The 25,488-nt window shown below is 73.1% G+C and carries 25 protein-coding genes and 1 riboswitch; of the genes, 13 read left to right on the plus strand and 12 right to left on the minus strand.

Annotation, left to right across the window (positions count from 1 at the left end):
* Nucleotides 1–269: 269 nt before the first annotated feature.
* Together IE311_RS13390 and IE311_RS13395 are read right to left on the minus strand one after the other, a co-directional pair.
* Nucleotides 270–3,053: a molybdopterin-dependent oxidoreductase gene (locus IE311_RS13390; RefSeq protein WP_189831862.1), complete on the minus strand. Its 2,784-nt coding sequence runs from the start codon at nt 3,051–3,053 to the stop codon at nt 270–272.
* Nucleotides 3,050–3,892, minus strand: a complete 843-nt coding sequence (locus tag IE311_RS13395; protein ID WP_189831863.1) for an FAD binding domain-containing protein — start codon at nt 3,890–3,892, stop codon at nt 3,050–3,052. Before IE311_RS13395 ends, IE311_RS13390 begins: the two co-directional genes overlap by 4 nt.
* 227 nt (nt 3,893–4,119) lie before the next feature.
* Here IE311_RS13395 and IE311_RS13400 point away from each other — a divergent pair, with 227 nt between their 5' ends.
* The 4 genes from IE311_RS13400 to IE311_RS13415 all read left to right on the plus strand — a co-directional run bounded on the left by IE311_RS13400 (nt 4,120) and on the right by IE311_RS13415 (nt 10,128).
* Nucleotides 4,120–5,649: a PucR family transcriptional regulator gene (locus IE311_RS13400; RefSeq protein WP_189831864.1), complete on the plus strand. Its 1,530-nt coding sequence runs from the start codon at nt 4,120–4,122 to the stop codon at nt 5,647–5,649.
* Nucleotides 5,650–5,959: 310 nt separating this feature from the next.
* On the plus strand, nt 5,960–7,717 hold the full coding sequence (locus IE311_RS13405; RefSeq protein ID WP_189831865.1) for an FG-GAP repeat domain-containing protein: 1,758 nt from the start codon (nt 5,960–5,962) through the stop codon (nt 7,715–7,717).
* Between the two features lie 4 nt (nt 7,718–7,721).
* Nucleotides 7,722–8,801: a hypothetical protein gene (locus IE311_RS13410; RefSeq protein WP_189831866.1), complete on the plus strand. Its 1,080-nt coding sequence runs from the start codon at nt 7,722–7,724 to the stop codon at nt 8,799–8,801.
* A gap of 52 nt (nt 8,802–8,853) precedes the next feature.
* A riboswitch (ZMP/ZTP riboswitch) is annotated at nt 8,854–8,938 on the plus strand.
* A 38-nt stretch (nt 8,939–8,976) separates the two neighbouring features.
* Nucleotides 8,977–10,128 (plus strand): phosphoribosylaminoimidazolecarboxamide formyltransferase, encoded by a 1,152-nt coding sequence (locus tag IE311_RS13415; protein WP_189832006.1) that lies wholly within the window; start codon nt 8,977–8,979, stop codon nt 10,126–10,128.
* Nucleotides 10,129–10,510: 382 nt separating this feature from the next.
* Here the strand turns inward: IE311_RS13415 and IE311_RS13420 are convergent, their stop codons facing one another.
* The 3 genes from IE311_RS13420 to IE311_RS13430 all read right to left on the minus strand — a co-directional run bounded on the left by IE311_RS13420 (nt 10,511) and on the right by IE311_RS13430 (nt 11,557).
* Nucleotides 10,511–10,684 carry a hypothetical protein gene (locus IE311_RS13420; protein ID WP_189831867.1) on the minus strand — a complete coding sequence of 58 codons (174 nt, stop codon included), beginning with the start codon at nt 10,682–10,684 and terminating at the stop codon, nt 10,511–10,513.
* Between the two features lie 79 nt (nt 10,685–10,763).
* A complete protein-coding gene (locus IE311_RS13425) occupies nt 10,764–11,072 on the minus strand; it encodes a hypothetical protein (protein ID WP_189831868.1) in 309 nt (102 codons plus the stop codon).
* A 164-nt stretch (nt 11,073–11,236) separates the two neighbouring features.
* The gene (locus tag IE311_RS13430; protein WP_189831869.1) at nt 11,237–11,557 is read right to left on the minus strand and encodes a hypothetical protein; all 321 of its coding nucleotides are present in this window, start codon (nt 11,555–11,557) and stop codon (nt 11,237–11,239) included.
* A 194-nt stretch (nt 11,558–11,751) separates the two neighbouring features.
* Between IE311_RS13430 and IE311_RS13435 the strand changes: the two genes are divergently transcribed.
* Entirely contained in the window at nt 11,752–12,654 is a 903-nt protein-coding gene (locus tag IE311_RS13435) for a PhzF family phenazine biosynthesis protein (protein ID WP_189832007.1), read from the plus strand.
* 211 nt (nt 12,655–12,865) lie between these two features.
* The gene (locus IE311_RS13440; protein WP_189831870.1) at nt 12,866–13,663 is read left to right on the plus strand and encodes an SGNH/GDSL hydrolase family protein; all 798 of its coding nucleotides are present in this window, start codon (nt 12,866–12,868) and stop codon (nt 13,661–13,663) included.
* 290 nt (nt 13,664–13,953) lie between these two features.
* Here IE311_RS13440 and IE311_RS13445 read toward each other — a convergent pair whose 3' ends face one another.
* Complete coding sequence (locus tag IE311_RS13445; RefSeq protein WP_229901901.1) at nt 13,954–14,349, minus strand: HflX-like GTP-binding protein; 396 nt, start codon at nt 14,347–14,349, stop codon at nt 13,954–13,956.
* 379 nt (nt 14,350–14,728) lie between these two features.
* Nucleotides 14,729–15,010, minus strand: coding sequence for a hypothetical protein (locus IE311_RS13450; RefSeq protein WP_189831871.1), 282 nt, complete (start codon nt 15,008–15,010; stop codon nt 14,729–14,731).
* Between the two features lie 249 nt (nt 15,011–15,259).
* On the opposite strand from IE311_RS13450, the gene IE311_RS13455 reads away from it, so the two are divergent.
* The 4 genes from IE311_RS13455 to IE311_RS13470 all read left to right on the plus strand — a co-directional run bounded on the left by IE311_RS13455 (nt 15,260) and on the right by IE311_RS13470 (nt 18,172).
* Complete coding sequence (locus IE311_RS13455) at nt 15,260–16,231, plus strand: acetylxylan esterase (RefSeq protein ID WP_189831872.1); 972 nt, start codon at nt 15,260–15,262, stop codon at nt 16,229–16,231.
* A 134-nt stretch (nt 16,232–16,365) separates the two neighbouring features.
* Nucleotides 16,366–16,851 (plus strand): hypothetical protein, encoded by a 486-nt coding sequence (locus tag IE311_RS13460; RefSeq protein ID WP_189831873.1) that lies wholly within the window; start codon nt 16,366–16,368, stop codon nt 16,849–16,851.
* 86 nt (nt 16,852–16,937) lie between these two features.
* Complete coding sequence (locus tag IE311_RS13465; protein WP_189831874.1) at nt 16,938–17,138, plus strand: hypothetical protein; 201 nt, start codon at nt 16,938–16,940, stop codon at nt 17,136–17,138.
* Between the two features lie 356 nt (nt 17,139–17,494).
* On the plus strand, nt 17,495–18,172 hold the full coding sequence (locus IE311_RS13470; protein WP_189831875.1) for a class I SAM-dependent methyltransferase: 678 nt from the start codon (nt 17,495–17,497) through the stop codon (nt 18,170–18,172).
* Here IE311_RS13470 and opcA read toward each other — a convergent pair.
* Both opcA and IE311_RS13480 read right to left on the minus strand, forming a co-directional pair.
* Nucleotides 18,142–19,053 (minus strand): glucose-6-phosphate dehydrogenase assembly protein OpcA, encoded by a 912-nt coding sequence (gene opcA, locus IE311_RS13475; RefSeq protein WP_189831876.1) that lies wholly within the window; start codon nt 19,051–19,053, stop codon nt 18,142–18,144. The two genes, IE311_RS13470 and opcA, sit on opposite strands and share 31 nt — an antisense overlap.
* An 82-nt stretch (nt 19,054–19,135) precedes the next feature.
* Nucleotides 19,136–19,708 carry a DoxX family protein gene (locus IE311_RS13480; protein WP_189832009.1) on the minus strand — a complete coding sequence of 191 codons (573 nt, stop codon included), beginning with the start codon at nt 19,706–19,708 and terminating at the stop codon, nt 19,136–19,138.
* A gap of 218 nt (nt 19,709–19,926) precedes the next feature.
* On the opposite strand from IE311_RS13480, the gene IE311_RS13485 reads away from it, so the two are divergent.
* The 3 genes from IE311_RS13485 (at nt 19,927) to IE311_RS13495 (ending at nt 22,534) form a co-directional block, all read left to right on the plus strand.
* Nucleotides 19,927–21,303, plus strand: coding sequence for a dipeptidase (locus IE311_RS13485; RefSeq protein WP_189831877.1), 1,377 nt, complete (start codon nt 19,927–19,929; stop codon nt 21,301–21,303).
* A 48-nt stretch (nt 21,304–21,351) separates the two neighbouring features.
* A complete protein-coding gene (locus tag IE311_RS13490; RefSeq protein WP_189831878.1) occupies nt 21,352–21,954 on the plus strand; it encodes an HdeD family acid-resistance protein in 603 nt (200 codons plus the stop codon).
* A gap of 157 nt (nt 21,955–22,111) precedes the next feature.
* Complete coding sequence (locus IE311_RS13495; RefSeq protein ID WP_189831879.1) at nt 22,112–22,534, plus strand: DUF350 domain-containing protein; 423 nt, start codon at nt 22,112–22,114, stop codon at nt 22,532–22,534.
* 120 nt (nt 22,535–22,654) lie between these two features.
* On the opposite strand, the gene IE311_RS13500 is transcribed toward IE311_RS13495, so the two are convergent.
* The 3 genes from IE311_RS13500 to IE311_RS13510 form a co-directional block, all read right to left on the minus strand.
* Entirely contained in the window at nt 22,655–23,077 is a 423-nt protein-coding gene (locus IE311_RS13500; protein WP_409351068.1) for a hypothetical protein, read from the minus strand.
* Nucleotides 23,078–23,178: 101 nt separating this feature from the next.
* Nucleotides 23,179–24,612 (minus strand): WGR domain-containing protein, encoded by a 1,434-nt coding sequence (locus IE311_RS13505; RefSeq protein WP_189831881.1) that lies wholly within the window; start codon nt 24,610–24,612, stop codon nt 23,179–23,181.
* A 169-nt stretch (nt 24,613–24,781) separates the two neighbouring features.
* Entirely contained in the window at nt 24,782–25,486 is a 705-nt protein-coding gene (locus IE311_RS13510) for an ABC transporter ATP-binding protein (protein WP_189831882.1), read from the minus strand.
* Nucleotides 25,487–25,488 lie beyond the last annotated feature (2 nt).

Here is a 25,488-nt window from a genome sequence, read left to right on the forward strand (position 1 = left end):
AACAAGGTCGTGGGACTCTCCATCGCGGATGAGAGATCGATCGTAGGAATCCACGAGAGATGCCGTCCGGTGGTCTCACGCCTCGGACGGAATGACTCCGGCGAGTCGGGGGGAACCGACCCGGACCCCGGCCGGGGAACCGGCATGCCGGGCTCCGTGGTGGTCGTACGGCACGCCGAGCCGGGTGCCGACCGGGGCGGGGTACCGGCCGTCCGTCCGGGCCGCGGGGAGGACCCGGGCGTTGGCGCAATGCGTGACCGTCGCCCGGTCTACCCACCGAAGCCTCTCGCGTGCTCGTCGAGGGCGAGCCAGACGCGGTCGCGGGTCACGGGAAGCTCGGTGAAGCGGATGCCCGTCGCGTCGCGCAGGGCATTGGCGAACGCGGGGGCCACGGGGTTGAAGGGGCTCTCGCTCATGGACTTGGCGCCGAGCGGGCCGATCGCGTCGGACGTCTCCGTGAAGTGGACCTCGGTCCGGGGCACGTCCGCGTACTGGGGGAGCCGGTAGCGGCGGAAGGCGGCGGTCGTCACCTCTCCGCGTTCGTCGATCCGGACGGTCTCGAAGAGCGTGGCGCCGAGCGCCTGCGCCACCCCGCCCTCCACCTGGCCCCGGCACTGCATCGGGTTCATGACCTTGCCGGCGTCCGCCGCGTGCACGCTGCGCAGGATGCGGATCTCGCCCGAGCCCGGATCGACGGCGATCCTGAACCACTGGGCGTTGAAGGCGACCGAGCGCGGTGAGCCGCCCCAGTGCCCGTCCGCCGCCAGCTCCTCCGCCGCGCCGAGCGCGTGGGCCGCCTCGTACAGCTCCTTGAGAGTGACCGTACGGCCGGCGCAGTCCACGGACTCGGCGCCGAGGACGCACAGGTGCCGGGCGATGCCGGTGTGCCGGGCGGCGAGGGTACGGAGGCGTTCGGCGAGGGAGGTCGCGGCGAGGAGGACCGCCTTGCCGGCGACGACGGTGCCGGCGGAGCCGAAGGCGCCGGTGTCGTGGCGGACGACGTCGGTGTCGGACTGGCGGACGGTGAGCCGGTCCGCGGTGGTGTTCAGGGCGCCGGCGGTGATCTGCTTGTGCACGGTGGTGGTGCCGTTGCCGAACTCGGCGGTGCCCACCGCGATGTCGTACGTGCCGTCCTCCAGGAGGGAGACGCGGGCGTCGGCGTAGTGGCCGCCGGGCGGGCCCGTGGCGATCATCGCCATGCCGGTGCCCTGGCCGACCAGCCAGCCCTCGGGGGCCTGTTCGGCGCTGCGGTCCTCGGCGATGGCCTTCCGTACGACGGAGAGACACTGGTCGAGCCCGTAGGAGGCGATGTACAGGTCCTCCTCCTCGCCGATCGGGCTGTGCATGCCCTCCCCCGGGCCGATGATGTTCTTCTCCCGGAGAACGAGCGGGTCCATGCCGAGGCGGCGGGCCAGCTCGTCCATGACGGACTCGACGGCGAAGGTGACCTGCCCGAGGCCGTAGCCCCGGAAGGCGCCCGCCGGGACGACGTTGGTGCAGACGGAGTAGGCCTCGACCTTCTTGTGCGGGGCCCGGTAGACGGCGAAGGACTCGCCGACGCTGTGGAACATCACCGCCGGACCGTGATTGCCGTACGCGCCGGTGTTGGACACCACCCGCATCTGTACGGCGGTCAGCGTCCCGTCGTTCCGCGCCCCCACCTTGATGCCGATGGTGAACGGGTGCCGGGTGGTCGCCCCGTAGAACTGCTCGGCCCGGGTGTACTCGAGTTTCACGGGCCGTCGCAGCGTGAGGGCGGCGAGAGTGACGATGTCCTCGGTGAGCATCTCCTGCTTGCCGCCGAAGCCTCCGCCGACGCGGCCCGCGACCACCCGGACCTCGTCCTCCGGCAGCCCGTAGAGCGCGCACAGCGCCCGCCGGGTCAGGAACGGCGTCTGGGTGGAGGAGCGCACGGTCAGCCGCTCGCCCGTCCCGTCCTCCTTCGGCTCGAAGTACGCGACGCAGCCGTGCGTCTCCAGACTCGCGTGCTGCACGCGCTGGGTGCGGAACGTCTCCTCGTGCACGACGTCCGCCTCCGCGAAGCCGTCCTCGACCGAGCCGATCTCGCCGTGCACCTCGCCCGCCACGTTGTCCTCGACCCGGGCGATGCGCATCTCCGGGCCCTTCCCCGCGTGGATCACGGGCGCGCCGGGGCGCATCGCCTCCTCCGGGTCGATGACGTGGGGCAGTTCCTCGTACGTCACCTCGATGCGGCGGCAGCCCTCCTCGGCCGCCTGCTCGCTGTCGGCCACGACGGCCGCGACGCGCTGGCCGACGTACCGGACGACGTCGTCCAGGACCCGGGTGTCGTCGGGGTCCTCGGTGGGGTGCTCGTGGCGGGCGGAGGAGTAGAGCGTCTCGGGCGCGTCCTCGTGGGTGAGGACGGCGACGACCCCGGGGACGCGCCGCGCGGCCGCGGTGTCGATCGCGAGGATCCGGGCGTGCGGGTGCGGGGAGCGCAACAGCTTCATGTGCAGCAGGCCCGGGACCTCGACGTCGAAGGTGTACCGGGCGGTGCCGGTGACGACCTGCGGACCGGCCGGGGCGGCCACGTTGCGCCCCACCGCCTCCCCCGCGCTCGGCCGTTCGGTGTGCCGCACGCCCCGGACGGCGTCCTCGATCGCCCGATAGCCGGTGCAGCGGCAGATGTTGCCCTTGAACGCCCGGGGCAGGTCGTCCAGCTTGGCGTCGTCGTGCGGGGTGCCGCGCTCCGCCTCCAGGGCGGCCGTCGTCATCAGGAAGCCGGCCGTGCACATGCCGCACTGGTAGCCCTGCGCGTCCAGGAACCTCTGCTGGACGGGGTGGAGCTCGCCTTCCGGGGAAGCGAGTCCCTCCACGGTCGTCACCGCTCGCCCCTCGGCCCGTACGGCCGGGTAGACACAGCTGTGCACCGGTTCCCCGTCGACGTGGACGGTGCAGGCCCCGCAGTCGCCGGCGTCGCACCCCTTCTTCACCCCGAACCATCCCCGCTCGCGCAGATAGGTCCGCAGGCACTGGCCGCCTCGCGGCTCGGTGTCGAACGTGCGGCCGTTGACCTGGATGTCGAAGCTCATCGGGCGCCTTCCCGGGTGCCGTGGGGGGTGGTGAGTTCACGGCGGATCTCCTCGGCGAGGCGCAGGCCCATGTGCCGTCGCCATGCGGGGAGTCCGTGGATGTCGTCGAACCATTCGGGGCCGGACACCGCGGTTTCGATCGCGGTACGGAGCTGCCCGGCGGTCGGCGGCAGGGGAAACCAGAACCGGAACGGGCGGGTGGTGGCGGCGGTGACCGTCACCGCCATCGCCCCGTCCACCGGGTCGAGCGTCCCGATCACCAGGGCGCCGGACCGCCCGAGGCCGTAGAGCGACGCCTGCCGGAAGGCCGTACGGCACTCCAGCGACCGCCCCGGCAGCGTCACCGAGCGCAGCAGCTCGCCCACCGCGAGGTCCTTCAGGCCCGCGCCCCGGATGAAGTCGGCCACCTTCACCTCGCGCGTCGACCCGTCCTGGGCCAGGAGGAGACAGCTGCCGTCGAGGGCGGCGGTGAGGGAGATCATCGGCCCGGCCGGCAGGCCGTTGCACAGGTTTCCCCCGACGGTCGCCATGTTCCAGATCTTGAACGAGGCGAGGAAGGCCCGGGAGCACTGCTCGAAGAGCGGTGCCGCGGGTGCGTCCAGGAAACGTCTGCCGTAGCGGGACAGTTGAGTGATGGTGCAGGTCGCCGCGATCTCCAGCGAGCCGTCCGGGTGGCGCGTGAGCGGCTCCCAGTCCATCCGGCTCAGGTCGACCAGCCGCCGCAGATGCGGCTGGGGCTCGGAGAACAGATACGTACCGCCGCCCAGCCACGCGTCCCCGGGCCGCCAGGGCTCACGCAGTCGCGCGTCCCTCACGTCCGTGATCGTGTTCAGATCCATTCCCGCCACTGCCTTCCGACCGATGCCTTCAGGCCAGTGAAGCCCGGCACGGACCCCCGGCACGACTGGATGGGAGCCCGGAAAACATCCATCGGGCCTCGCACCTCCCTGGAGGATCGACCAAGAAGCATTTTCTGCCTGAGCTTGGGCACTTACGATGCAGCGACTCGTATCTGCCTCGTGAATGTGAGTGCGGGCTTCGGCCCGCGACCTCGCAAGGAGCCCTCATGCACGTCGATCACCTCCTCCACCTCGACCGCCTCGACCTCTCTCTCGTCTGGGGCGAGGAGACGCTGCTCGGCCAGGAGATCGCCGGGGTCACCGCGACCGATCTGGAGGACCCGGCGCGCTTCCTGCAGCCCGGAGAGATCGTGCTGAGCGGACTCGTCTGGTGGAGCCGCGACAGCGCCGCCGCCAAGGCCGACCGCTTCGTCTCCGCCCTGCGGGAGGAGAGAGCCGTGGCGCTGCTGGCCGGCGAGGAGACACACGGGCATGTGCCGCGCGAACTCGTCGAAGCCTGCCGCAGGCACCGCGTCCCCCTCATCGCCGTACCCCCGCACACCAGCTTCCGGGCCATCACCGAGGCCGTCTACCTGCGCCAGTGGAGCGAACTCAACCGCCATCCCGCGAGCCACCACGCCCTGCCGGAGAACGTCCGCCTCGACCTCGGCCGCGCCCTGGAACACCGCGCCGCGGCCGGCGAACTGCTCGACCGCGCCTTCGCCCACCTCGGCACGCCCGTCTGCCACCTCCTCACCGCCGCGGGCCGAACCGTCGCCCGCACGGGCGCCACCACGGAGCTCCCCGCAAGGGAAGCCCTGAAGGCGCTCGCCGGTCCGCGGGGCACGAGGCTGCGGATCGAAGCCGAGGGCACCGACTTCGACACCTGGTACCTGCACCTTCCCGAGGAGGGGCAGGTCCCGCCTCGGGTCCTCCTGGAGATAGCCGAATTCCTCAGTCTCCACCGGCGCCGAGAGGACAGGCAGCAGGCCGAGCGCGGCCCCGCGGCCGCCCGCCTGATGGAGGCCGTGAGCGCGCCACGCGTCGACTCCGGCCGTCTCCAGCGCGCGCTGGCCTCCTGCGGGCTGGCCGACCGGCCCTCCTGCACGGTCGTCGCCGCCGCTCTGGAACCGGACGGGACCGCCGGCGCCGACGGCGTCGCCGCACTCACCGAGGCACTCCGGCACCTGCCGTCCACCGCGTTCGCCGTCGCCCTGGGAGACGACGGCGCGGCGACGGCCGTCCTCGCGCACGGCGACGACACGACGCACGGGACGACGGAACGACTGCGCGAGGTCGCGCACCTGATCCAGTGCTGCCGGCCGGGGAGCACCTGGCACGTCGGCCTGAGCGAACCAGTCGGGCCATCCGCGTTGAACACCGCTCTGACGCAGGCCCGTTACGCCCTCGCCGGGACCCGCGCCGCGACGCCGCCGTCACCGCGGGTCGCGCGGGTCCGCGACCTCGACAGGCTGGCGATGCTCCTCGCCGGCGTCCCCGCGTCCGTGCGCGACATCTACCGCGAGACCGTCCTCGGCCCCCTGTCCAGGGCCGGACAGAGGTCGGGCGCCATGCTCCTGGAGACCCTGGAGGTGTTCCTCGCGCACGACTGCTCCTGGACGCGGACCGCCGAAACCCTGCACATCCACATCAACACGGTCCACTACCGCGTCGGGCGCATCGAGACCCTCACCGGTCGCGACCTGTCCCGCCTCGACGACCGGGTGGACCTGCGCGCCGCACTCCTGAGCCGCTGACGCCGGAACCTCAGGGCAGATCGATGGGGACGCCGGTCGACGTCACCCCTCACGCATCGGACCGCTCACGCGCCACATTCCGCGGTCGTGCACGCAACCGTGTGGGGCCGCGGCGGGTCTCCCCGTCCGCAGCCGGCCTGCCGGTCGTACGAATCACCAGGTCAACTCCCCGGAGCGCCCCCGGAACTGGTGGGACATCCACTGCCTTCTCCCCGCCCGGCGGTGTTGACTTCATCTGACACCCCCTCAACACCCCCGCAGGCCGACACCTCCCATCGGCGTGCCTCGACTTCCCCAAGGGACAGGTACGTTGAACACTTCCACCACCCGCGGAGCCGGGCTCGTGCTCGGCTCCGCGGCCGCGCTCGTGGCCGGGCTGTGCCTGGCGCCCGCCGCCCAGGCCGCGCCCGATCCCACCGTCTCCTTCGGAGGGGCGACCGCCGTCCCGCTGCCCGCCGGCTCCGGGAAGGGCACCGTCCCGGCACTGGGCGACCTGAACGGCGACGCCAAGCCCGACCTCGTCACCGCCGTCAAGGGATCGAACACCCTGGTGGCCGCGCTCGGCGACGGCAAGGGCGGCTTCGGCCCCGGGGTCTCCTTCAAGCTCGACACCGGCACCTTCCCGACGGCGGTCGCCCTCGCGGACCTCAACGGTGACGGCCGACTGGACGCGGTCGTCGCCGCGGCCCTGACCAAGCAGCCCACACAGCACGGCACGGAGAGCATGGGAAGTGTCGTCGAGCTGCTCGGTGACGGCAGGGGCGGCTTCGCCCCGGCCACCTCCTACTTCGCGCCGACGCTGGTCAACCAGTCCACGAACGCCATGTTCCCCGCGGACATCACGGTCGCCGACATGAACGGCGACGCCAGGCCCGACGTACTGACGTCCAACACCAACGGCGACAACGTCTCGGTGTGGACCAACGACGGCACCGGCGCACTGGGCACCGCGAGCAACTACTACGTCGGCGGCGGCCGGCCCACCGGCTACTCCGCCGCACAGCTGCGCCCTTCCGGTCTGAAGACCGGGGACGTGAACGGCGACGGCAGGCTCGACGTGGTCACCGTGAACGCGGGGACGTCCGACATCTCCGTCCTCCTCGGTGACGGCAGGGGCCGTCTCGGCCCGGCCACCCGCTTCGCCGACGGCGTCTCCCTCGGCCGAGCCATCGCCCTCGGCGACGTCAGCGGCGACGGCAAGCCCGACGTGGCCGTCGCGCACACCGACCGGACGATCACCCTCTTCCTCGGCGACGGCGCCGGAGCCTTCGGCGCCCCGGTCACCCACCCGGTCGGCGGGAGCGCTCTCGAGGGCGTGGCCATCACCGACGTCAACACGGACGCCAAGCCGGACCTGGTCACCGACAACGGCCCCGACGACCGGCCCACCGTCCTCCTCGGCGACGGCACGGGCACCTTCCGCAACGCCGGCCCGCTCTACGACACGAAGGCCGGCGCGAACGGTGCGTACGCCGTCGGAGATCTGAACGCCGACGGCAGGCCCGACCTGGCGGCCTCCTCCACCGTCGCGGGCGTCGCGGCGCAGGTGCTGCTGAACACCTCGAAGCCGAAGCGCACAGCGCAGTCGATGGCGGTACGGGTCGCCAAGGCACCCGGTGTCCTGTCGCTGGAGGTGAACCTGCCGACCGTCGACTTCGGCACGCTGACACCCGGCACCGTCAGCACCCCGGCAGGACTGGGCAGGTTCACGTACACCGACACCCTCTCCACCGCCGCCCCCTGGTCGGTGACCGTTGCCACCACCGACCTGGTCAGCGGCACGGACACCATCGGCTGGAAGAACGTGAGGATCACGACCGGCGGACACCTCAACGGGAGCGGCAGCCAGTGGACGGGCATCGCCAAGCCGGGTCCGGGGGGCCACTTCCCCCAGGGCGCCGACCCGCAGCCGGGCACCAGCCTCTCCCCGGCCGTGACGATGGCGACCGGCGACGGCGGCACTCGGGGCGTCTTCACCCACCAGGGATCGACGGCGCAGTGGAACATCCCCGCGGAGACGGTCCCCGGCTCGTACAGCGGCACCCTGCAGTACACGATCACCGGCTGATCCCGTGAACAGCTGTCCGCGCGCCCGGAGCGGCGCCACCGCCACCCACCGGGCACGGTTCGCCGCCCTGTGGAGCCTCCTCCTCACGGTCCTCGTCCTCGCTCCGGCGCCGGGCGCGCAGGCAGTACCGGGCCCCACACCCTCCACGTCCGCGGCGGGCGCGCCGTTCGGCGTGCGGGCCGGGCTCCACGGCCTGACGACACTGACCGGCGGGCACTTCGGGTACGCGCTGAAGTCCGGCGCCCGGATCGAGGACTCCGCGGTCATCTACAACGAGAGCGACGAGGCCCGCACCTTCCACGTCTACGGAGCCGACGTCACCCACGCGGCCGGTGGCGGCCTGGCCCCCGCGCAAGAGGGCCAGAAGATGGTCGCGGTCGGGTCCTGGCTGAGGCTGGACTCCGCGGCCACCGTCACCGTGCGGCCGAAGAGCCGCGCCACGGTCCGCTTCTCCCTCGCGGTCCCCACGGGCACCCCGTCGGGCAGCTACCTCGGCAGCCTGGTCACCGCGCTGCGCACCCCCGCGGTCGGCGGCGGGGTGAACACCGAGACCCGTATCGCCCGGCTCGTCGAACTCACCGTCCCCGGCACCACCGACCTCCAGGTCTCCCTCACGGAACTGGAACACCGGCCCGCGGGTGGCGGGGAGGAGTTCACCGTGACCGTACGCAACACGGGCAACGTCCTCTACACCTTCGCCGGAACGCTGAACATCACCGGCGGCGGCGCCGCGCGTACCGTCCCGCTCACCCCCACGGGGATCTATGTGATCCCCGGCGGCAGCGCCACCCTCACCGGCCGATGGGGCGGCCTTCCCGTTCTCGGCCGCCGCACGGTCACCGCCTCGGTGACCGCCACGGTCCCCGGCGGCGCGACGAAGACCGTGAACAGCAACACGGTCCGGCTGTCCTCCTTCCCCTGGCTCATCGCCGCCCTCACCGTCGCCGGCGCCCTCGCCCTGACGCTCCTCCTCGTCATGACGCGCAAGCGATGGCGAGCCCGGCTGCGGCGTCGCGCGGAGGAACGCCGCGCGCTGCGCGCACTGCGACGGGAACTGCGGACCGGTCTTCGTACCGAGGGGTGAACGACCACTGTTCGAACGCGCGTTGCCGACGCTCAGCGGTCGCGGCTACGATCCCCCCGGTCGTGACTGGCGAGAGTGGAGCACCACAAGGAAGCGGCCCCTCCCCGGATCCGACGTCGACCGCCTGGGCGTCCTCCCCAGCCTCCCCAGCACCCCGAGGAGACCCGGCGTGGACATGCGTTACGGAATCAACCCCCAGCAGGCGGCGGCCAGGGCCGTGCCCTTGGACCCGGAGCGGGTGCCGCTCCGGCTGCTCCAGGGCCGCCCCTCGTACATCAATCTCCTGGACGCGCTGAACTCCTGGCAGCTGGTGCGGGAGGCGGCACGGACCCTGGGCCGGCCGGCCGCCGCGTCGTTCAAGCACGTCTCCCCCGCCGGTGCCGCCCTGGCGGGCCGTGTCGACGAGGCGACCGCCCGCCTGTACGGCGTGGACGCGGCCTCCGTGGGCGAGCTGACCAGCGCCTACCTGCGGGCCCGGGACGCCGACCCGAAGTCCTCGTACGGCGACTTCGTCGCGGTCTCGCACGAGGTGGACGTGGAGCTGGCCCAGCTCCTCACCAAGGTGGTCTCGGACGGGATCGTGGCCCCCGGGTACGCCCCCGGGGTGCTGGAGATCCTGGCGAGGAAGAAGAAGGGCGCCTTCCTGGTGATGGAGGCCGACCCGGCGTTCGAGCCGCCCGAGGAGGAGTCCCGGGACGTCTTCGGCTTGCGTCTGGTCCAGGAGCGCGACCGGGTCGAGCTCTCCGGGGCGGTCCTCGCCGACGTGCACGTGGGCTCCCTCTCCGAGGAGACCCGCTCCGACCTGCTGCTCGGCCTGGCCGTGCTGCGCTACACCCAGTCCAACTCGGTCTGCTACGTGCGGGACGGGCAGACGCTGGGGATCGGGGCGGGGCAGCAGTCCCGGGTGGACTGCACCCGGCTCGCCGGGGGCAAGGTGGACACCTGGTGGCTGCGCCGCCATCCGCTGGCGCAGGCGCTGGAGTTCCGGCCGGGCGTCCGCCGCCAGGACCGGGTGAACTGGCAGGTCCGCTTCGTCGAGGGCGACCTGACCGACGACGAGCGCGCCCGCTTCCGCGAGGCGGTCGAGGCGGAGCCCGGCACGCTGGACGCGGCCGAGCGGGCCGCCTGGCTCGCGAAGCTCACCGGGGTGTCCTTCGTGTCGGACGGCTCGCTGCCGTTCCGGGACAACGTCGACCACGCCCGCCGGCACGGGGTGACCAGCATCGCCGAGCCGGGCGGTTCGATCCGCTCCGGCGACGTCGAGGACGCCTGCCGCGAGTTCGGCATCGCCCTTGCCCGGACCGGCCTGCGGCTGTTCCACCACTGACCCCGTCCCCCCTCCCCCGGTTCCGACCAGCGGCCGGAGCGCCGCGCACCTGGTGCGCGGCGCTCCGGCCTTTTCTCCTGCCCGCGCGGCGGTGTGGGGGGTCCTGGACGTGAACGCGGCGGGCTGGCTACGTTCGTCGGCGGGTCGTGGCCGGGCCCGTAGCGCACCGGCCGGCCCCGTCTCCGACGCGGCCGGCTCACCTCGCCGCGGCCCGGCCGCCCCGAGGTCCGCCACCCGCGGCCCGTCACCGTCCACGCTCCCGCCGCCCGGCCCGTACCGGCGGCGGTCCGTGCGCGCACCCCGGCACTGTCCGGGGCGGGCAGCCCCGGGGGAAGGCCGCACCTTTCGCGCGAGGGAAGCCTCCACCCGTCGCGGCGGCGTGTCAGGAACGCCGTCTGACGCTCCGGCCGGCACCGATGCCCGCCACGTGCAGGGCCAGGGCGGTCAGCCCGAGCAGCATCACGTTCGCCGAGGAGAACGTGTCGTTGGTGCTGATGTCCGCCGCGTTGATCAGGAAGGCGATGAAGAACAGCACCGCCGCGACTATGCCGAGCATGATCAGGCTCCTCTCGAAGGGTGCTGTCCGTCTGCCCCCGCGTCGGCCTTGTAAGCCGGGGCGACCGCTCACCGGCGCGTCAGAGGTCGCTGTCGATGCCGGTGACGGCCGGCTGCGCGAGCGGGGCGTCGGCTTCCGCGATTCCCGCCTCCCTCAGTGCGGCCGAGACGAGCCTCGTCGCGTCGAGTTTCGCCTCGTAACGGTCGGCGGCCTCGACCTCCAGCCGGACGGCGAACGTGCCGTCCTCGTTCAGCGTCAGCAGGTTCACGCCTTCGCTCTCGCTCACTTCTGTGTGCTGGGGGGCCAGCTTCCGTTCGAGGGCGGCGCGCTCGGAGTCGGTGATGTCCGAGGTGAACGTGCCGGGAACGGTGATGACGAAGGTGGTCACGGGGACTCCTCTCGTGGAACGGAGTGTGAGCGTCGCACTGCTTCCCTCATCCTCCGTGATGGCTGTGCTCCGAAAGGCTTCTGACATGGCATCGGGCCAGGGTGAAGAGGTGGTGTGTCGTGGCCCCGGCCCCAAGCGCTCGTGCGCCGTGGAGTGGCCGAGCGTCACGGGGCGGCGTGATGCGTGCGCGCGTGGCCCAAGGCGGTGTGACGTGTGCGGGCGCGGCCGGGGGCGGCGTGATGCGCGGGCCTGTGGCCCGGGGCGGCCTGGAAGCGCCGCAGCCAGACGGAGGCCGTGGCGAGCAGGCCGGCGAAGACCGCCAGGAGGAGAAGAGAGACCCACATCTGCCGACTTCCGGGGTGGGTCCATCCGGTCCAGGCCGCGGCTGCCACCCACAGCAGGACGCCTGCCGAGTAGAAGTCGCGAACCCGGCGCAGCTGCCGTGCGGCCCGCAAGGACATGAGACGTTCGGTCTTCGTCGACATGTCCGCCCGTGTACCCCGATCCGCGCTGTCCATCAGCGGCGGGCGGGAGCTGCTCGGCCGATCACGCGGGACGCAGGCTGTCGTCGGCCGCACGGCACCGAACCGGTGACTGCGTGGAGGGTTGCGCGCGTACGGATGCCGGCACGGTCCTCGAGCCGGGGAATCACATCGAGGCCGTGTGCCGTTCCCCCGGCATGAACTCCGTACGGGCAACCCCCGAGGTCCTGCGTTACACCGCCTTCTCCGACGACCCCGAGGGAGGCAATCCCGCCGGAATCGTCCTCGACGCCACGGGCCTCGGCGAGGAGGAGATGCTGGCGATCGCCGCCGACGTCGGCTACAGCGAGAGCGCGTTCCTCACAGCACCTCCGTCGGCTCCGTCCGACGAAGCGCGTTCCGACGGCGCGCCGGACGCCGGCCGCGCGTACTCCATCCGCTATTTCAGCCCCAAGGCGGAGGTGCCCTTCTGCGGGCACGCCACCGTCGCGACGGCGGTGGCCCTCGGTGAGCGCATCGGCCCCGGGGACCTGGTGTTCACCACGCCCGCCGGGATCGTGCCGGTCACCGTGACGCGGGAGGGCGGCGCGCTGCGGGCCACGCTCACCAGCGTCGAGCCGTACGTCGAGGAGATCGCGGCCGAGGACCTGGCCGAGGCACTCGCCGCCCTCGACTGGCCGGCCGGGGACCTCGATCCGGCGTTTCCTCCGCGTGTCGCCTTCGCGGGCGCCCGCCATCTGGTCCTGGCCGCCGCGACCCGCGAGCGCCTGGGCCTCCTGGCGTACGACTTCGCCCGCCTGGAGGCCCTGATGCACCGGTTGGACCTGACGACGGTGCAGTTGGTGTGGCGCGCCGATGCGGAGACCTTCCACGTGCGCGACCCGTTCCCCGTGGGCGGGGTGGTGGAGGACCCGGCGACCGGGGCGGCGGCCGCCGCCTTGGGCGCGTACCTCCGCGAGCTCCGACTCGTGCCGGAGGCGACCGTTCTCACCCTTCATCAGGGCGAGGACATGGGACGCCCCGGTGTTCTGACGGTGGAGCTGCGGGCGGGAGACCGGCGGGTCGGGGTCAGCGGCGCGGGAGTCCGCATCCCGGCCTGATCCGAAGGGCATCGGACCCTGACCGGTCGCATCGACCGATCTGCGCCTTCGCTCGGGGCCGGCCGCCGTTCCACTGCGGCCGGCCCCGAACTGTGGGGTCCGATCTGTGTCCACCGGGCTCCATGTAGCCATCGACACGAGTACTCACTTTATTGAGTAATATGCGCTTCCGGGTGCGGCACGCCGGTGCCGCGGAAGAGACGGACGGCGCATGAGCAACGGTCAGTACGTGCGATACGTCGCGCTGGGCGACAGCCAGACGGAGGGGGTCGGCGACGGCGACGACATCACCGGGCTGCGTGGCTTCGCGGACCGCCTCGCCGAACGGATCGCGGCGGTGAGCCCCGAGGTCCGGTACGCCAACCTGGCCGTCCGGGGCCGGCTCGCGGGACAGGTCCGCGCGGAGCAGCTCGGCCCCGCGCTCGCCCTCCGGCCCGATGTCGCCACGGTGGTCGCCGGGGTCAACGACCTGCTGCGCCCCCGCTTCGACCCGGACGAGACCGCCGCCCATGTGGAGGCGATGTTCGCCGCGCTCACCGGCGCGGGTGCGCGCGTCGCGACCGTCACGTTCCCCGACATCACGCGTATCGCGCCCATCGCGCGCCCCGTCGCCCCCCGGATCGCCGCCCTCAACGACCGCATACGGCTGGCGGCGGCCCGGCACGGCGTCGCTCTCGCCGAGACCTCTCCGCACGCCGCCGCCACCGATCCGCGCCTCTGGGCCGCGGACCGACTGCACGCGAGCCCGGTGGGACACGACCGGATCTCCGCCGCCCTCGCGCACGCGCTCGACCTGCCGGGCAGCGACGACTCGTGGACCCGGGAGGTGGAGCCGGACACGGCCGCGACCGCCGGCGCGGTCCGCACGGCGGCCGCCGAACTGCGCTGGGCCGCCGGGTTCCTCGGCCCCTGGCTGCTCCGTCGCCTGCGTGGCCGTTCCTCCGGCGACGGCCGTGCCGCCCGGCGCCCGGAGCTGCTGCCCGTGGGGATGCCGCCGGCCGGGCTCTGAAGGACGGGAGTGCCCTGCGGCCGAAGCGCGACGATCACGGTCGAGCGGGGTGGGTGTTTCCGTCCAGCGGGGTGGCGCATCGCTCGACCCTCCGCAGTCGCGATGCCGGTCTCCTCGCGCCTGTCTCGATCTTGCACGACGGTCCCCCCGGTTCCGCACGACGGGCCGAGTCGCCGTTGCGGACAGGCCGCGGGAATGCCGGTGGCCCGGCTGTCGCGGCGAGTGGGCCCTGGGGTTCCACGCCGCCGGTGGGGTGACGCCGCTCGGAGAGACCCGCGCCGAGTTCGCTGTCAGTCGGCGGGGAGGATGTCGGAGAGACTCTCGGCGGGGCGTCCGAGCATGCTTGTCAGCGTGCGCCGCTGGCGCTCGGTCAGGGAGGCGGCGAAGATCACCGCGTCGGCGTCGGCCCGCTCACACGCCAGAGCCACCTCGCGGACCTTTCCGTAGGTCAGCAGGGTTCTCGAGGAGTAGGGCAGCCCCATCTTCCGGGCCCCGCCGTCCGAAACGCCTCGGCGTTGCACGATCCGCGCGACGACCCGAGCGCCGTGCGCCGCCAGTTCCGTGGCCGCCGTCGCCATGAGCGACTCGAAGTCCTTCTGTCGGGCGGAGAAGTAGCCGACCAGGACCACATCGGCGCCCGCCGCGGGGATGCGGAACACCTGGCGCCGGGCCGGCTGTGACGACACGCGGCGAGCCGGGCGCCGGTCGCGCCTTCGAGGCCGGTGCATGGGCCGCAGGCTAGAGCCCCGGCTCCCTGCAGCGATACCGGGTTTCCTCTCGATGGACTCGCACCCCGTCCGCTCCGCGACATCGCCTCCGGCGACTTCCGCCCGGCCGGCCGACCCTTCCTGCGCCTCCGGGCCCCGGGGGTGCGTCTCGGTCGTCTCCCGGTACTCCCCGAGGACACCTCCGGGTGCCCGCCGGGTGGACTCGGCGACGTGCCCGGAGGGCTTCTCCTTCCCACGGCCGACGGTCCCTCGGGCGGCTCGGGAATCGCGTCCCCAGGGTTCGACGTGCCCGGGTCCGACGCGCGTCACCGACACCCGGTGCGCCGGCTCGGACGGTTCACTCGCCCGTCACGTCCAGGAGGCGGCGGGTGCGGGCGCTCGCTCCGCCGAGGGCCAGGGGGATGCCGAGGCTCGCGCACATGCGGTGGGCGCGGGCGAGGGCGCTGAGGGTGGCCGGGGTAGGGTCGGCGGTCGGGACCCCGACGACGACGCGGGTGGGACGGTGCATCTGGACCAGGGCCTGGATCTGGAGGGCGGCGGCGGCCCTGTTGGTGACGTCCAGGTCGTGGTGGAGCGTCACGTGCAGCTCATGGTGACGTACGGCGTGGCTGATGATCATGGTGTCCCTTCGCGCAGGACGACGAAGGCCCACAACTGAACGTGCTGTGGGCGGTTCGTCCGAGGATGTCACGGGGACCGTCCCGGTGGCGTTCTCGCGGCATCGCGGCGCGGAGTGTCAGGCCGGAGCGAGCGAAATTCATGTATATGAATTCGATCATCATGCGGGCTAGGGTGGCGGGGGCCGGGTGAACCGGTCGGCATCCCGAACGCGACCTCCCCTCACCGAGCGACTTCCCAGGCGGCATTCATGACCCGGTTCGACCTCACCCTCGATCAGCTCCACGGCTATCGCAGCGCTTCCGTCGAGCCGGAGGACTTCGACGCGTTCTGGACGGAGACCCTCGGCGAGGCACGCGCGCACGAGCTGGACGCGCGCTTCGAGGCGGTCCCGACGGGGCTGTCCGCGGTGGAGGTCTTCGACGTGACCTTCGCGGGCTTCGACGGGCAGCCGGTCAAGGGCTGGTTCGTCCTGCCCGCCGGCACGACCGCACCGCTGCCGGTCGTGGTGGAGTTCATCGGGTACGGCGGCGGGCGCGGCCTTCCGCACACCCATCTGCTCTGGGCCTCGGCCGGGTTCGCGCACTTCGTGATGGACACGCGGGGTCAGGGCAGCGGCTGGGCGACCGGCGACACCCCGGACCCGGTGGGCAGCGCCCCGGCGTTCCCCGGCTTCATGACCCGGGGCGTCGAGGATCCGTACACCTACTACTACCGGCGGGTCTTCACGGACGCGGTCCGCGCCGTGGAGGCCGCGCGCTCCCACCCCCTGGTGGACGCGAGCCGTACGGCCGTGACCGGCGTCAGCCAGGGCGGCGGGATCACGATCGCCGTGGCGGGGCTCGTCGGCGACCTCGCGGCGGTGGCGCCGGACGTGCCGTTCCTGTGCGACTTCCCGCGTGCGACGACGATCACGGACCGCACCCCGTACCGCGAGATAGGCAACTACCTCAAGACGCATCGCGGCCGTGCGGACCGGGTCCGGAAGACACTCGCCTACTTCGACGGGGTCCACTTCGCGGCCCGTGCGACGGCCCCGGCGCTGTTCTCGACGGCCCTGGAGGACCTGACGTGCCCGCCGTCGACGGTGTTCGCGGCCTTCAACGCGTACGCCGAGGACGAGAAGGCGATCGAGGTGTACGAGTTCAACGACCACGAGGGCGGCGAGGCCTTCCAGCAGGCGGCCCAACTGCGCTGGCTGCCGGGGAAGCTGCGGGGCTGAGGGTCCCCTCCGTTCGGCGCACCCCGGGGTCAGGTACACGTGCCCGAACCCGGGGGGTGAACGAGGCCCGGTCGTCGCGCGCCGAGGGGACCCGGCCCGGCCGTGCCACCCCGGAGGGTGACACGATTCGCGTCGTGGACAGTACGCGCGTGTGGAGCGGCGGGCCCGTGGGCGACGACGCGGGAGACGGTGCCCTCGGGCGTCTGCTGGGTGTGGACCCGCCCGGAGGGGCGGACCGGCGGATCGTGACCGGTGCCCTCGTGTGCCGGTACTGCGACGGGCACGAGTTCGAGGTGACCGCGTCGGAGTGCTTCTGCGTGGGCTGCTGCCTGCCCATCGGCGTACAGGACGGGGATCTGTACGAGAGTCCCGGCGGGGATCCGTACGCGAGCTCGGACCGGGCGCTGTGGAGGTTGGAGCCGTCCGCCGTTCCGGTCCCGGGTGATCCCCCGGACGTGATCAGGTGCCCCGCCGACCACGACCTGTTCCAGGTCGCCGCCGCGTACGCGCTCGGCGAGGACCGTCGGGTCCGGCGCCTTTCGGTCGGCCTGCGCTGTCCCGTCGACGGCGCGCTGCATCTCTTCGTCGACGACGCGCGCGTGGTGCCGCTGGCCTGCTGACGGACGGGCGGTGGCGGCCGACGGGCCGGGCACTCCGCCGCCGTGGGTCGTCGGGGGCCGTGTCCGGGGTCCGAACCGGCCCCTGCATGGGCCGGAGCCCGAAACCGTGCAGCGGGTTCGAGCTGGGCGCGCCGCTCGCCCGCGCGGAGGCCAGGATCGCCATCGGCACCCTGCTGCGCCGCTTCCCCGACCTGCGGCTCACCGACCCGGACGCGGATCTGAGCCGGCGCGAGGGCATCCCGCGCGGCATGGCGACGCTGCCCGTGACTTTCACGCCCGAGGGCTGACCCACCCCGAGCCAGGGGGCGATCCGCCCCGGTCCTACGCCGCGGGCGGGTCCGCACCGCCCCCCGCTGGCCGGTCCGCCTCGGCGTGAACGGGTCCGCCCGCGGCATCGGCGGCCGGCACACACCAGGAGCACACCCGGCGGCGCGCCCGGCAGCACATCCGGCAGCGTCCGGCAGCGCATCCGACGGAGAAGAGAACGGGGACATCAGAATGACATCGGCTTCCGGCATTCCGGCATTTCGGCATTCCGGAGTTCGACGCCATCGCCCCGGGGTACGACGCCTCGCGCGGTGGCACCGCCCGGGCCGCCGGTTTCGCCGAGCAGCTCGCACCGCTCCTCGATCCGGCCCGTCCCGTGTTCGACATCGGGGTGGGCACGGGCATCGTGGCGGCCGAACTGACGGCGCGCGGGCATGTGGTGTACGGGATCGACCTCTCGTCCGGGATGCTCGCCCGGGCCCTGGACCGCCTGGGTCCGCGGGTGGCGGTGGCCGACGCCTGCCGGCTGCCGGTGCGGACCGCCTCCGTGAGCCAGGCCGTGTCCACCTGGCCGCTGCACACCGGGCCCGACCGCGGCAGGGTCTTCGACGAGGTCGCCCGGACTCTCCGGCCCGGTGGCCGCTGTCCGGTGATCCCGGCCGGAGGCACCCGCCCCACGGACGACGTCGGGGTCGTGGTGGGAGAACTGGAGGACCGGCTCGACCCCGGCCGGACCCGTCAGGACGGGCCGTGGACCCTCGCGCCGGTCGCCGAGGCGCGGGGGCTCGTCTACCGGGGCACGGCCTCCGAACGCCCCACGACCTTCCGGGTGTCCCCGCGGGCGACGGCCGACTCCCTGGCGGGCGGGCTCTTCAGGGGCGCCTGGTCGGTGACGGGCGAGGGCATCCGGCTGGTGGACGAGGCCCGGGAGCGGCTCGTATCGCTCCCGGACCCGGACGTCCCCCCGTGTGCGGGAGACGTCCGACTTCGTCATGGTGTTCGAGAAGCCGTGAAGCGGGTGGTTCAGCCGCGGCCGCGCAGGGCGGCGGCGTAGGCCTCGTCGGGGTCGAGGCGGCGCAGCTCCTCGGCGATCAGCTCGGCGGTGGTGCGGACCTTCAGGGCGAGGACCCGGCTGGGCTGGCCGGGGATGGCGAGCCGGGCCACCGGGCCCTCGGGCCGGTCGATGCGGATCTCGCCGTCCGCGGTGCCCATGCGGACGGCGGTGACGACGGGGCCGTCGGTGACGATCCGGTCGACGGTGACTCCGAGGCGGACCTCGAACCAGCGGGCGAGCAGCTCGGCGCTGGGGTTCTCCGCCTCGCTCTCGACGGCGGCCGAGGTCACGGTCAGCGGGGCCTGGTCGAGCGAGGCGGCCAGCATCGAGCGCCACGGCGTGAGCCGGGTCCAGGCGAGGTCCGTGTCGCCGGGGGCGTAGGAGGCGGCCCGGGCCTCCAGGGCGGCGAGGGGGTCCTCGACCGCGTACATGTCGGTGATACGGCGCTGGGCGAGGACGCCCAGCGGGTCCCGGGAGGGCACTTCGGGGGCGTCGACGGGCCACCAGACGACGACGGGCGCGTCCGGCAGGAGCAGCGGCAGGACCACGGAGTCGGCGCGGGCGCCGAGTTCGCCGTAGAGGCGGAGCAGGACGGTCTCGCCCGAACCGGCGTCGGTGCCGAGGCGGACCTCCGCGTCCAGCCGGGTCTCGTTGCGCTCGCGGGGCGTGCGGGCGTGGCGCTTGATGACGACGAGCGTGCGGGAGGGGTGTTCCCGGGAGGCGTCGTTGGCGGCCTTGACCGCGTCGTAGGCGTTCTCCTCGTCGGTGACGACGAGAAGGGTGAGCACGGCGCCGACGGCGGGTGTGCCGACGGCCCTGCGGCCTTCCAGGATCGCCTTGTTGATCTTGCTGGAGTTGGTGTCCGTCAGATCGATCTTCATGCGCGGCGGTCGTCCCTTCCTCTGCGGCGAGCCTATCCCTCCCGCGCGGGGGACGCGTGCGGGCCCCCGCCACCGGTCGGCGTCACGCCGATTCGGGCTCCGGACCCGGGTCCGGCTCGAAGTCGGGCTCCGGCGCGGAGTCCGCGGCCGCGGCCCGGTCGTCGGCGCGGCGGTTGACCACGGCGGCCGCGGCGATCGCGGTGCCGACGAAGGCGGTGGCCACCACCCAGGGACGGTCGAGGACGTGGCCCGTGGCGTGGTCGAGCGAGTAGCGTCCCGCACCCGTGACACCGATCGCGGCGGCGACGAAGCCGAGGAACGCCGGGTACTCGTAGCCTCCGCTCTGGGCGAAGAAGCCGGCCGGGGCGTGGACGGCGACCGCGCCGGTCATGGCGCCGGCCGCGGCGGCGCCGGCGGCGGGCGTGGCGAGACCGAGGGCGAGCAGGGCTCCGCCGCCCGCCTCGCCGAGACCCGCGGCGACGGCGCTCTCCCGGCCGGGGTGGAAGCCCATGGCCTCCATCGCCTTGGTGGTTCCCTCGATGCCGCCCCCGCCGAACCAGCCGAAGAGCTTCTGCGTGCCGTGCGCGGCCAGTACGGCACCGGTGCCGACCCGCAGCACGAGGAGTCCGAGATCGCGTCGATTGAGGTGGCCCATGGGGTTCTCCAGATGCGGGAGGAGCGGACGGGAGCGGACACGTACGCCGTCCACTGTCGTCGTGCTCGTCGGCTCCCGCCGCCCGGGGCACTGCCCGAATACTCCGTACGAGTCACCTTTTGCGGCAGTTGTCCAGCGGTGCTTGGGTGGGAGTGCGCTTCGCCGTGCGGAGGCCTCGTGAGCCGCGCCCCGCACCGGCCCGAGGGAAGTGGGTACGCATGACCGCAGAGTCCACCGAGACCGCAGCCCTGCGGGAGAAGGTCCGGGCACTGATGCCCCGGGCGAAGGAGGACCTCGCCGCGATGGTGGCGATGCGTTCCGTCGCCGACCCTCGCCAGTTCCCGCCCGAGGAGTGCGCGAAGACCGCCGACTTCCTCGTCCGGGCCTTCACCGAGGCGGGACTCCGCGACATGCGCCGGGTGACGACCCCGGACGGCACGGACGCGGTCGTGGGGCACGCGCCGGGCCCCGAGGGAGCGCCCACCGTGCTCCTCTACTGCCACTACGACGTGCAGCCGCCCCTGGACGACGCCGCCTGGGAGACGCCTCCCTTCGAACTCACCGAGCGCGACGGACGCTGGTACGGCCGCGGCTCGGCCGACTGCAAGGGCAACATCGCCATGCACCTCACGGCGCTGCGCGCGCTCGGCGGTCCGGAGGGCCGGGGCTTCCCCGTGAACATCAAGTTCGTGGCGGAGGGTTCGGAGGAGCAGGGCACGGGCGGACTCGAGCAGCTCGTCCCCCTTCAGCCCGAACTCTTCGCCGCCGACACGCTGCTGATCTGCGACACCGGCAACTTCGCCCGCGGCCTGCCCACCACGACCACCTCGCTGCGCGGGCTCGCCAACGTCGTCGTCACCGTCTCCACCCTCAAGGGCGCGATGCACTCCGGCATGTTCGGCGGACCCGCGCCCGACGCCCTGGCCGCGCTGGTACGGATCCTCGACAGCCTCCGCGACGAACACGGCAACACCGTCGTCAAGGGACTGCCCGGCGACGGCACCTGGGACGGAGTGGACTACCCGGCCGAACAGTTCCGTACCGATGTGGGCGCTCTCGACGGGGTGTCCCTCGTCGGGACGGGCTCGGTCGCCGACGAGTTGTGGGCGCGGCCCGCGGTCACCGTGCTCGGCATCGACTGCCCGCCGGTGGTGGGCTCGTCGGCCGCGGTGCAGGCCGAGGTACGGGCCAGGGTCAGCCTGCGGGTCCCGCCGGGGATCGACGCCGAGGACGCCCTGCGCGCCCTCACCGACCATCTCACCGACGCCGCCCCGTGGGGCGCCCGGGTGGAGGTGGAGCCGGAGGGTGTCGGCCAGCCCTTCCGCGCGCGCACCGACGGCCCCGCCTACCGGGCTCTCGCGGCGGCGCTCCGCGAGGCCTACGGCACGGACATGGTCCAGTCGGGGCAGGGCGGTTCGATCCCCCTCTGCAACGTCCTCGCCGCCCGGTTCCCCACCGCGGAGATCGCCCTGATCGGCGTCGAGGAACCCGGCTGTCTCATCCACGCACCCAACGAGAGCGTGGACCCCTCCGAGATCGAGCACATGGCGCTGGCCGAGGCGGTCTTCCTCAGTACCTACGCCACCCCGCTCTGACCCGGCCCCGCTCCGAACATCCCCTCCACGGAAGGACGGGAACCCTCCATGGCACAGACTCAAGAAGGCCCGAGGCACCAGGACATACCGCCCGGCCCGCTGAGCGCGCTCGCGGGCGCCGCCTGGCAGGCGCTCCTCTTCGCCGGGATCGCGTCCCTGGTCCTCGGCGTCATCGTGCTGGTCTGGCCGGACGCCTCGCTGTTCGTGGCCGGCCTGCTCTTCGGACTCTTCCTGCTGTTCAGCGGTGTGATGCAGCTGGTCGCCGCCTTCGGCACCCACACCACGACCGCGCACCGCGTCATGGCCTTCATCAGCGGCGCCCTGTCGATCCTGCTCGGCCTGCTCTGCTTCCGAGGTGCGACGCAGTCGATTCTGCTGCTCGCGCTCTGGATCGGGATCGGCTGGCTCTTCCGCGGGATCACCGAGACCATCGCGGCGGCCTCGGACGTCACGATGCCGGCGCGCGGCTGGCACATCTTCCTCGGCATCGTCAACGCGCTCGCCGGTGTGGTCCTCATCGTCTCCCCCCTGGAGTCGGCGGCCGTCCTGATGGTCCTGGGAGGCATCTGGCTGCTCGCCGTCGGAGCGGTCGAGATCGTCACGGCGTTCCAGGTGCGCTCGCGCGCCAAGGACCTTCCGCCAGGGGCCTGATCAGGGCGGTTCGCCGCCCGCGGAACTCCCCGTCGTCGCGCCCGCCGCCCGCCCGATTCCCGGGCGGGCGGCGGGCGCTGTTGACGCGTGCGCTACATTTTGCCGGTCCTTGACCACCGATCCCCCGTGATCGTGACCTCCCGGAGACCGGCACCCCATGAGCGACATCGTCAACGGCCTCGGCCGGGCCGGCGCCTACGGCGCCCTCGGCGTGGTTCTGCTGATCCTCGGCATCGTGCTCGTGGACCTGCTGACCCCGGGGAAGCTCGGGCGGCAGATCTGGGAGGACCGCAACCGCAACGCCGCGATCCTGCTGAGCTCGGCGCTCCTCGGCATAGGCGGCATCGTCTTCACCTCGATCTGGACGACGTACGAGAACTTCGGCAAGGGCCTGGTCTCGACGGCCGCGTTCGGCCTTCTCGGCCTGGTGATGATGGCCGTGGCCTTCCTGGTCGTGGACCTCGTCACGCCGGGCAAGCTGGGCGCCACCCTGGTCGATCCCCAGCCGCACCCGGCGGTCTGGGTGACCGCCTCCTGCAACATCGCGGTCTCGGCGATCGTCTCGGCCTCGATCGCCTGAGCCCCGCCGGGGGCCGCCCCCGGCCCCAAGGCCTCCCCCGGAGTCGCGGTGCGCGCTACGCGACTCCCGGCCGGCGGCCGGTGGCCGGTGGCCGGCGACTCCCGGTGGCGGCTCGCGGCTTCAGCGGGTCATGGGCTCCACCTCGAGGAAGCGGCGGCCTCGCGGCCCCTTGTAGAGCAGGGCCTCCCAGCCGAGCCGCGCCAGGGCCGGTACACACGCGCCGAGAGCCGCCGTCTCCTCCTGGGCCGCTCCCGAACCCGCCGGGCCGAGCCACTCCACGACGGCCGTTCCCGGCCGGTCCCCCGCCCCGACCCGGTATCCGGTGGCGATCCGTGCTCCGGAGGCGTCCACGGACGAGGCGGCGAGCCCGCCGGACTCCAGCGCGAGCGCCACCGCGCGGACCGGTTGGCGGAGTTCCCAGTCGGCGGGTGCGGCCTTCGGGTCCCCGCCGCCCGGGCCACGGGTCAGCCGTCTGATCTGGAGCAGCCCGTCGAGGGCCGTCCTGACCTCCCGCGACCGCTGCTCGGCATCGGCCGGAGGCACCGGCGGGCCGTCCCCCGTGGCCGCCCGGAACGTGCCGGCTCCCCCGTGCACTCTCTCCCCGTCGCCCCTCTCCCCGTGCTCCCCTCCCCCATGGCCCGCCGTCACCGCAGCCGCCGGATGTCACCGCGGACCCGGTAGAAGCCGCCCGCGGCGGCGTGCAGGGCGTCGACCACGTATCGCGCGCCGGGCTCCCGGATCGCCCGGGGGAACTGCACGTTCCACGCGGAGTCGTAGCCCTGGGAGACGACCCGAACCCGGGTCCTGCCCGACTCGTTCACACACTCCACGACCACCGAGCCGGCCGGGGCGTCGCTGATGGACGCGACGGCGGTCACGGTCGTCGCGGGCTCGTACACCGGCAGGGCCGCGGCGAGCTTGATGTCCCGGGCGACGGGGACCGTGCCGCCCTGGGCGGCCTCGATCGCCGCCTCGCTCGCGTCCACGCACACCAGCGACCCGTCGGTGGTCACCAGGTAGAGCCGCTCGTCGCGGTACTGCATGGAGAGCGCCGAACCCCCGCCCGTTCCCAGCTTCCAGAGCCGGGTGCCGTCCTCCGCGAAGCAGTAGACGGAGGAGGAGGAATCGGCGGCGAAGACGAACCGGCCGCCGGGCGAGGTGGCACAGGAGTACACCGGGCTGTCGCAGGCGTACACCGCCTCGATCCGCCCGTCCTTCTTCGCGAGCCGCTGGACCTTCTTGCGGGCCGTGCCCGCGTAGACGGCGGTGTCCTCCTGCCAGCCGAAGAGCACCCCGCCCTCGGTGGCCGTGTGCCACAGTTCGCCGCCGCCGTCCGGCGCGTGGGCGGCGACGCCCCGTGTGTCCCCGTAGTAGACGGCGTCCCCGTCGGCGCGGACCATCCAGGCGTGCTCGCCCTGGCCGCCGCGCGCCCACTGGTGCTCGTCCTCGTGGTCGATGACGGTGAGCCGGCCCGAGCGGTCGGCCACGTGCAGGACGCCCTCGTGGATGTCGAGCCAGAAGATGTCGACGTCGGTGGCGATGTCGTACGCGGCGAACGGCAGCTTCGACGACAGGTCGTACACCTTGCCGTCGTCGCAGCCCGCGTAGATCCAGAAATCGTCGGCGACCAGGCACTTGACGCCGTCCGGCAGGCTGAACCGGGCCTGGACCTCGCCCGTGCGGTCGAGCGTGAAGACGTCCCCCGCCTGGTTGCCGACCCAGCAGCGCTCCTCGTCGACGTGGATGCCGAAGGCCGCCGATCCGGTCCGGAAGCGCCAGAGCACGGGGGCGACGGCGCGCGCGGTGGAGGGCGCGGAGCTCACCGCACGGCGCGTCACGGCGCGCGCGGCCCGCTCTCCCCGGACGGCGGGAGCGTACCCCTTGCGGACCTTCTCCCCTATCTTCTTCGCCGCGGCGGCCTGCGCCTTCGCCTGCGTCGGGAACGTGGAGCGCTGCGTCTGGCCCGCGGCGCCGATCCGGCCGTAACGGACCGACACCGTGAGGTCGTCGACGGTCACTTCGTAGAACTTGTGGGCAGCGCCGTCGTCCTGCGACAGCTCCAGATAGGTCGTCGTCATGGTGAGAACGTTAGGGGCACCCACTGACAACGATCCTGGTGAAGCCCCGGCCACCACTCCCGTCGCCTCCGCCGGGACATCAGCCCGCCGGCCCACCCGCGCGGCCGCGGCGTGCCCGTGCGGGCCGTCGGGCCCCGACCGCCGGGCCGCGGCCACCGGGCGTCTGCCGTCAGGCCTCGACCGGGGCGGGCGCCGCCGGGCGGTTCTCCTTGATCGTGATCCGGCCCTTGCGGATCGTCGCCAGGCGGGGCGCCCGGCGGGCTATCGCGCTGTCGTGGGTGACCATGACGAAGGTCAGCCCGTGCTCCTTCCAGAGCCCTTCGAGCACGTCGACGATCTCGTCGCGCATCGACTCGTCGAGGTTGCCGGTGGGCTCGTCGGCGAGCAGCACCTTGGGGCGCTTCACGAGCGCGCGGGCGATCGCCACGCGCTGCTGCTGGCCGCCGGAGAGCTCGGACGGCAGATGGCCGCGGCGCTCGCCGAGCCCGACCGACTCCAGGGCCTCGGCGGCGCGGCCGCGGCGTTCGGCGGGCCTGATGCCGAGCGGGACGAGCGCCGTCTCCACGTTCTCCTGCGCGGTGAGGGTGGGGATGAGGTTGAAGCTCTGGAAGACGAAGCCGATGTTCTGGCCGCGTACGGCCGTCAGCCTGCGCTCGGAGAGAGCGGCGAGGTCGATTCCGTCGAGCAGGACCCGGCCGGAGGTGGGGCGGTCGAGGCCGCCGAGCATCTGGAGGAGGGTCGACTTTCCGCCGCCCGTGGGGCCCTGGATGACGAGCCGGTCGCCCTGGTCGAGGGTGAGGTCGACCCCGGCGAGCGCGTCGACTCTCGTCTGCCCCCGTCGGTACTGCTTGGTGACGCCGATGAGTTCGTACATGG

This window comes from Streptomyces zaomyceticus (genome assembly GCF_014656215.1).
Taxonomy (GTDB): Bacteria; Actinomycetota; Actinomycetes; order Streptomycetales; family Streptomycetaceae; genus Streptomyces; species Streptomyces zaomyceticus.

Excerpts from the sequence above, each read along its gene's own strand:
- IE311_RS13395 (WP_189831863.1), bottom strand. The coding sequence starts at position 3,892 with ATGGATCTGAACACGATCACGGACGTGAGGGACGCGCGACTGCGTGAG.
- IE311_RS13505 (WP_189831881.1), bottom strand. The coding sequence starts at position 24,612 with ATGACGACGACCTATCTGGAGCTGTCGCAGGACGACGGCGCTGCCCAC.
- opcA (WP_189831876.1), bottom strand. The coding sequence starts at position 19,053 with ATGAAGATCGATCTGACGGACACCAACTCCAGCAAGATCAACAAGGCG.
- IE311_RS13465 (WP_189831874.1), top strand. The coding sequence starts at position 16,938 with ATGGGCCGGAGCCCGAAACCGTGCAGCGGGTTCGAGCTGGGCGCGCCG.
- IE311_RS13415 (WP_189832006.1), top strand. The coding sequence starts at position 8,977 with ATGCGTTACGGAATCAACCCCCAGCAGGCGGCGGCCAGGGCCGTGCCC.
- IE311_RS13450 (WP_189831871.1), bottom strand. The coding sequence starts at position 15,010 with ATGATCATCAGCCACGCCGTACGTCACCATGAGCTGCACGTGACGCTC.
- IE311_RS13420 (WP_189831867.1), bottom strand. The coding sequence starts at position 10,684 with ATGCTCGGCATAGTCGCGGCGGTGCTGTTCTTCATCGCCTTCCTGATC.
- IE311_RS13495 (WP_189831879.1), top strand. The coding sequence starts at position 22,112 with ATGAGCGACATCGTCAACGGCCTCGGCCGGGCCGGCGCCTACGGCGCC.
- IE311_RS13400 (WP_189831864.1), top strand. The coding sequence starts at position 4,120 with ATGCACGTCGATCACCTCCTCCACCTCGACCGCCTCGACCTCTCTCTC.
- IE311_RS13490 (WP_189831878.1), top strand. The coding sequence starts at position 21,352 with ATGGCACAGACTCAAGAAGGCCCGAGGCACCAGGACATACCGCCCGGC.
- IE311_RS13435 (WP_189832007.1), top strand. The coding sequence starts at position 11,752 with ATGAACTCCGTACGGGCAACCCCCGAGGTCCTGCGTTACACCGCCTTC.
- IE311_RS13430 (WP_189831869.1), bottom strand. The coding sequence starts at position 11,557 with ATGTCGACGAAGACCGAACGTCTCATGTCCTTGCGGGCCGCACGGCAG.
- IE311_RS13485 (WP_189831877.1), top strand. The coding sequence starts at position 19,927 with ATGACCGCAGAGTCCACCGAGACCGCAGCCCTGCGGGAGAAGGTCCGG.
- IE311_RS13455 (WP_189831872.1), top strand. The coding sequence starts at position 15,260 with ATGACCCGGTTCGACCTCACCCTCGATCAGCTCCACGGCTATCGCAGC.
- IE311_RS13510 (WP_189831882.1), bottom strand. The coding sequence starts at position 25,486 with ATGTACGAACTCATCGGCGTCACCAAGCAGTACCGACGGGGGCAGACG.
- IE311_RS13390 (WP_189831862.1), bottom strand. The coding sequence starts at position 3,053 with ATGAGCTTCGACATCCAGGTCAACGGCCGCACGTTCGACACCGAGCCG.
- IE311_RS13480 (WP_189832009.1), bottom strand. The coding sequence starts at position 19,708 with ATGGGCCACCTCAATCGACGCGATCTCGGACTCCTCGTGCTGCGGGTC.
- IE311_RS13440 (WP_189831870.1), top strand. The coding sequence starts at position 12,866 with ATGAGCAACGGTCAGTACGTGCGATACGTCGCGCTGGGCGACAGCCAG.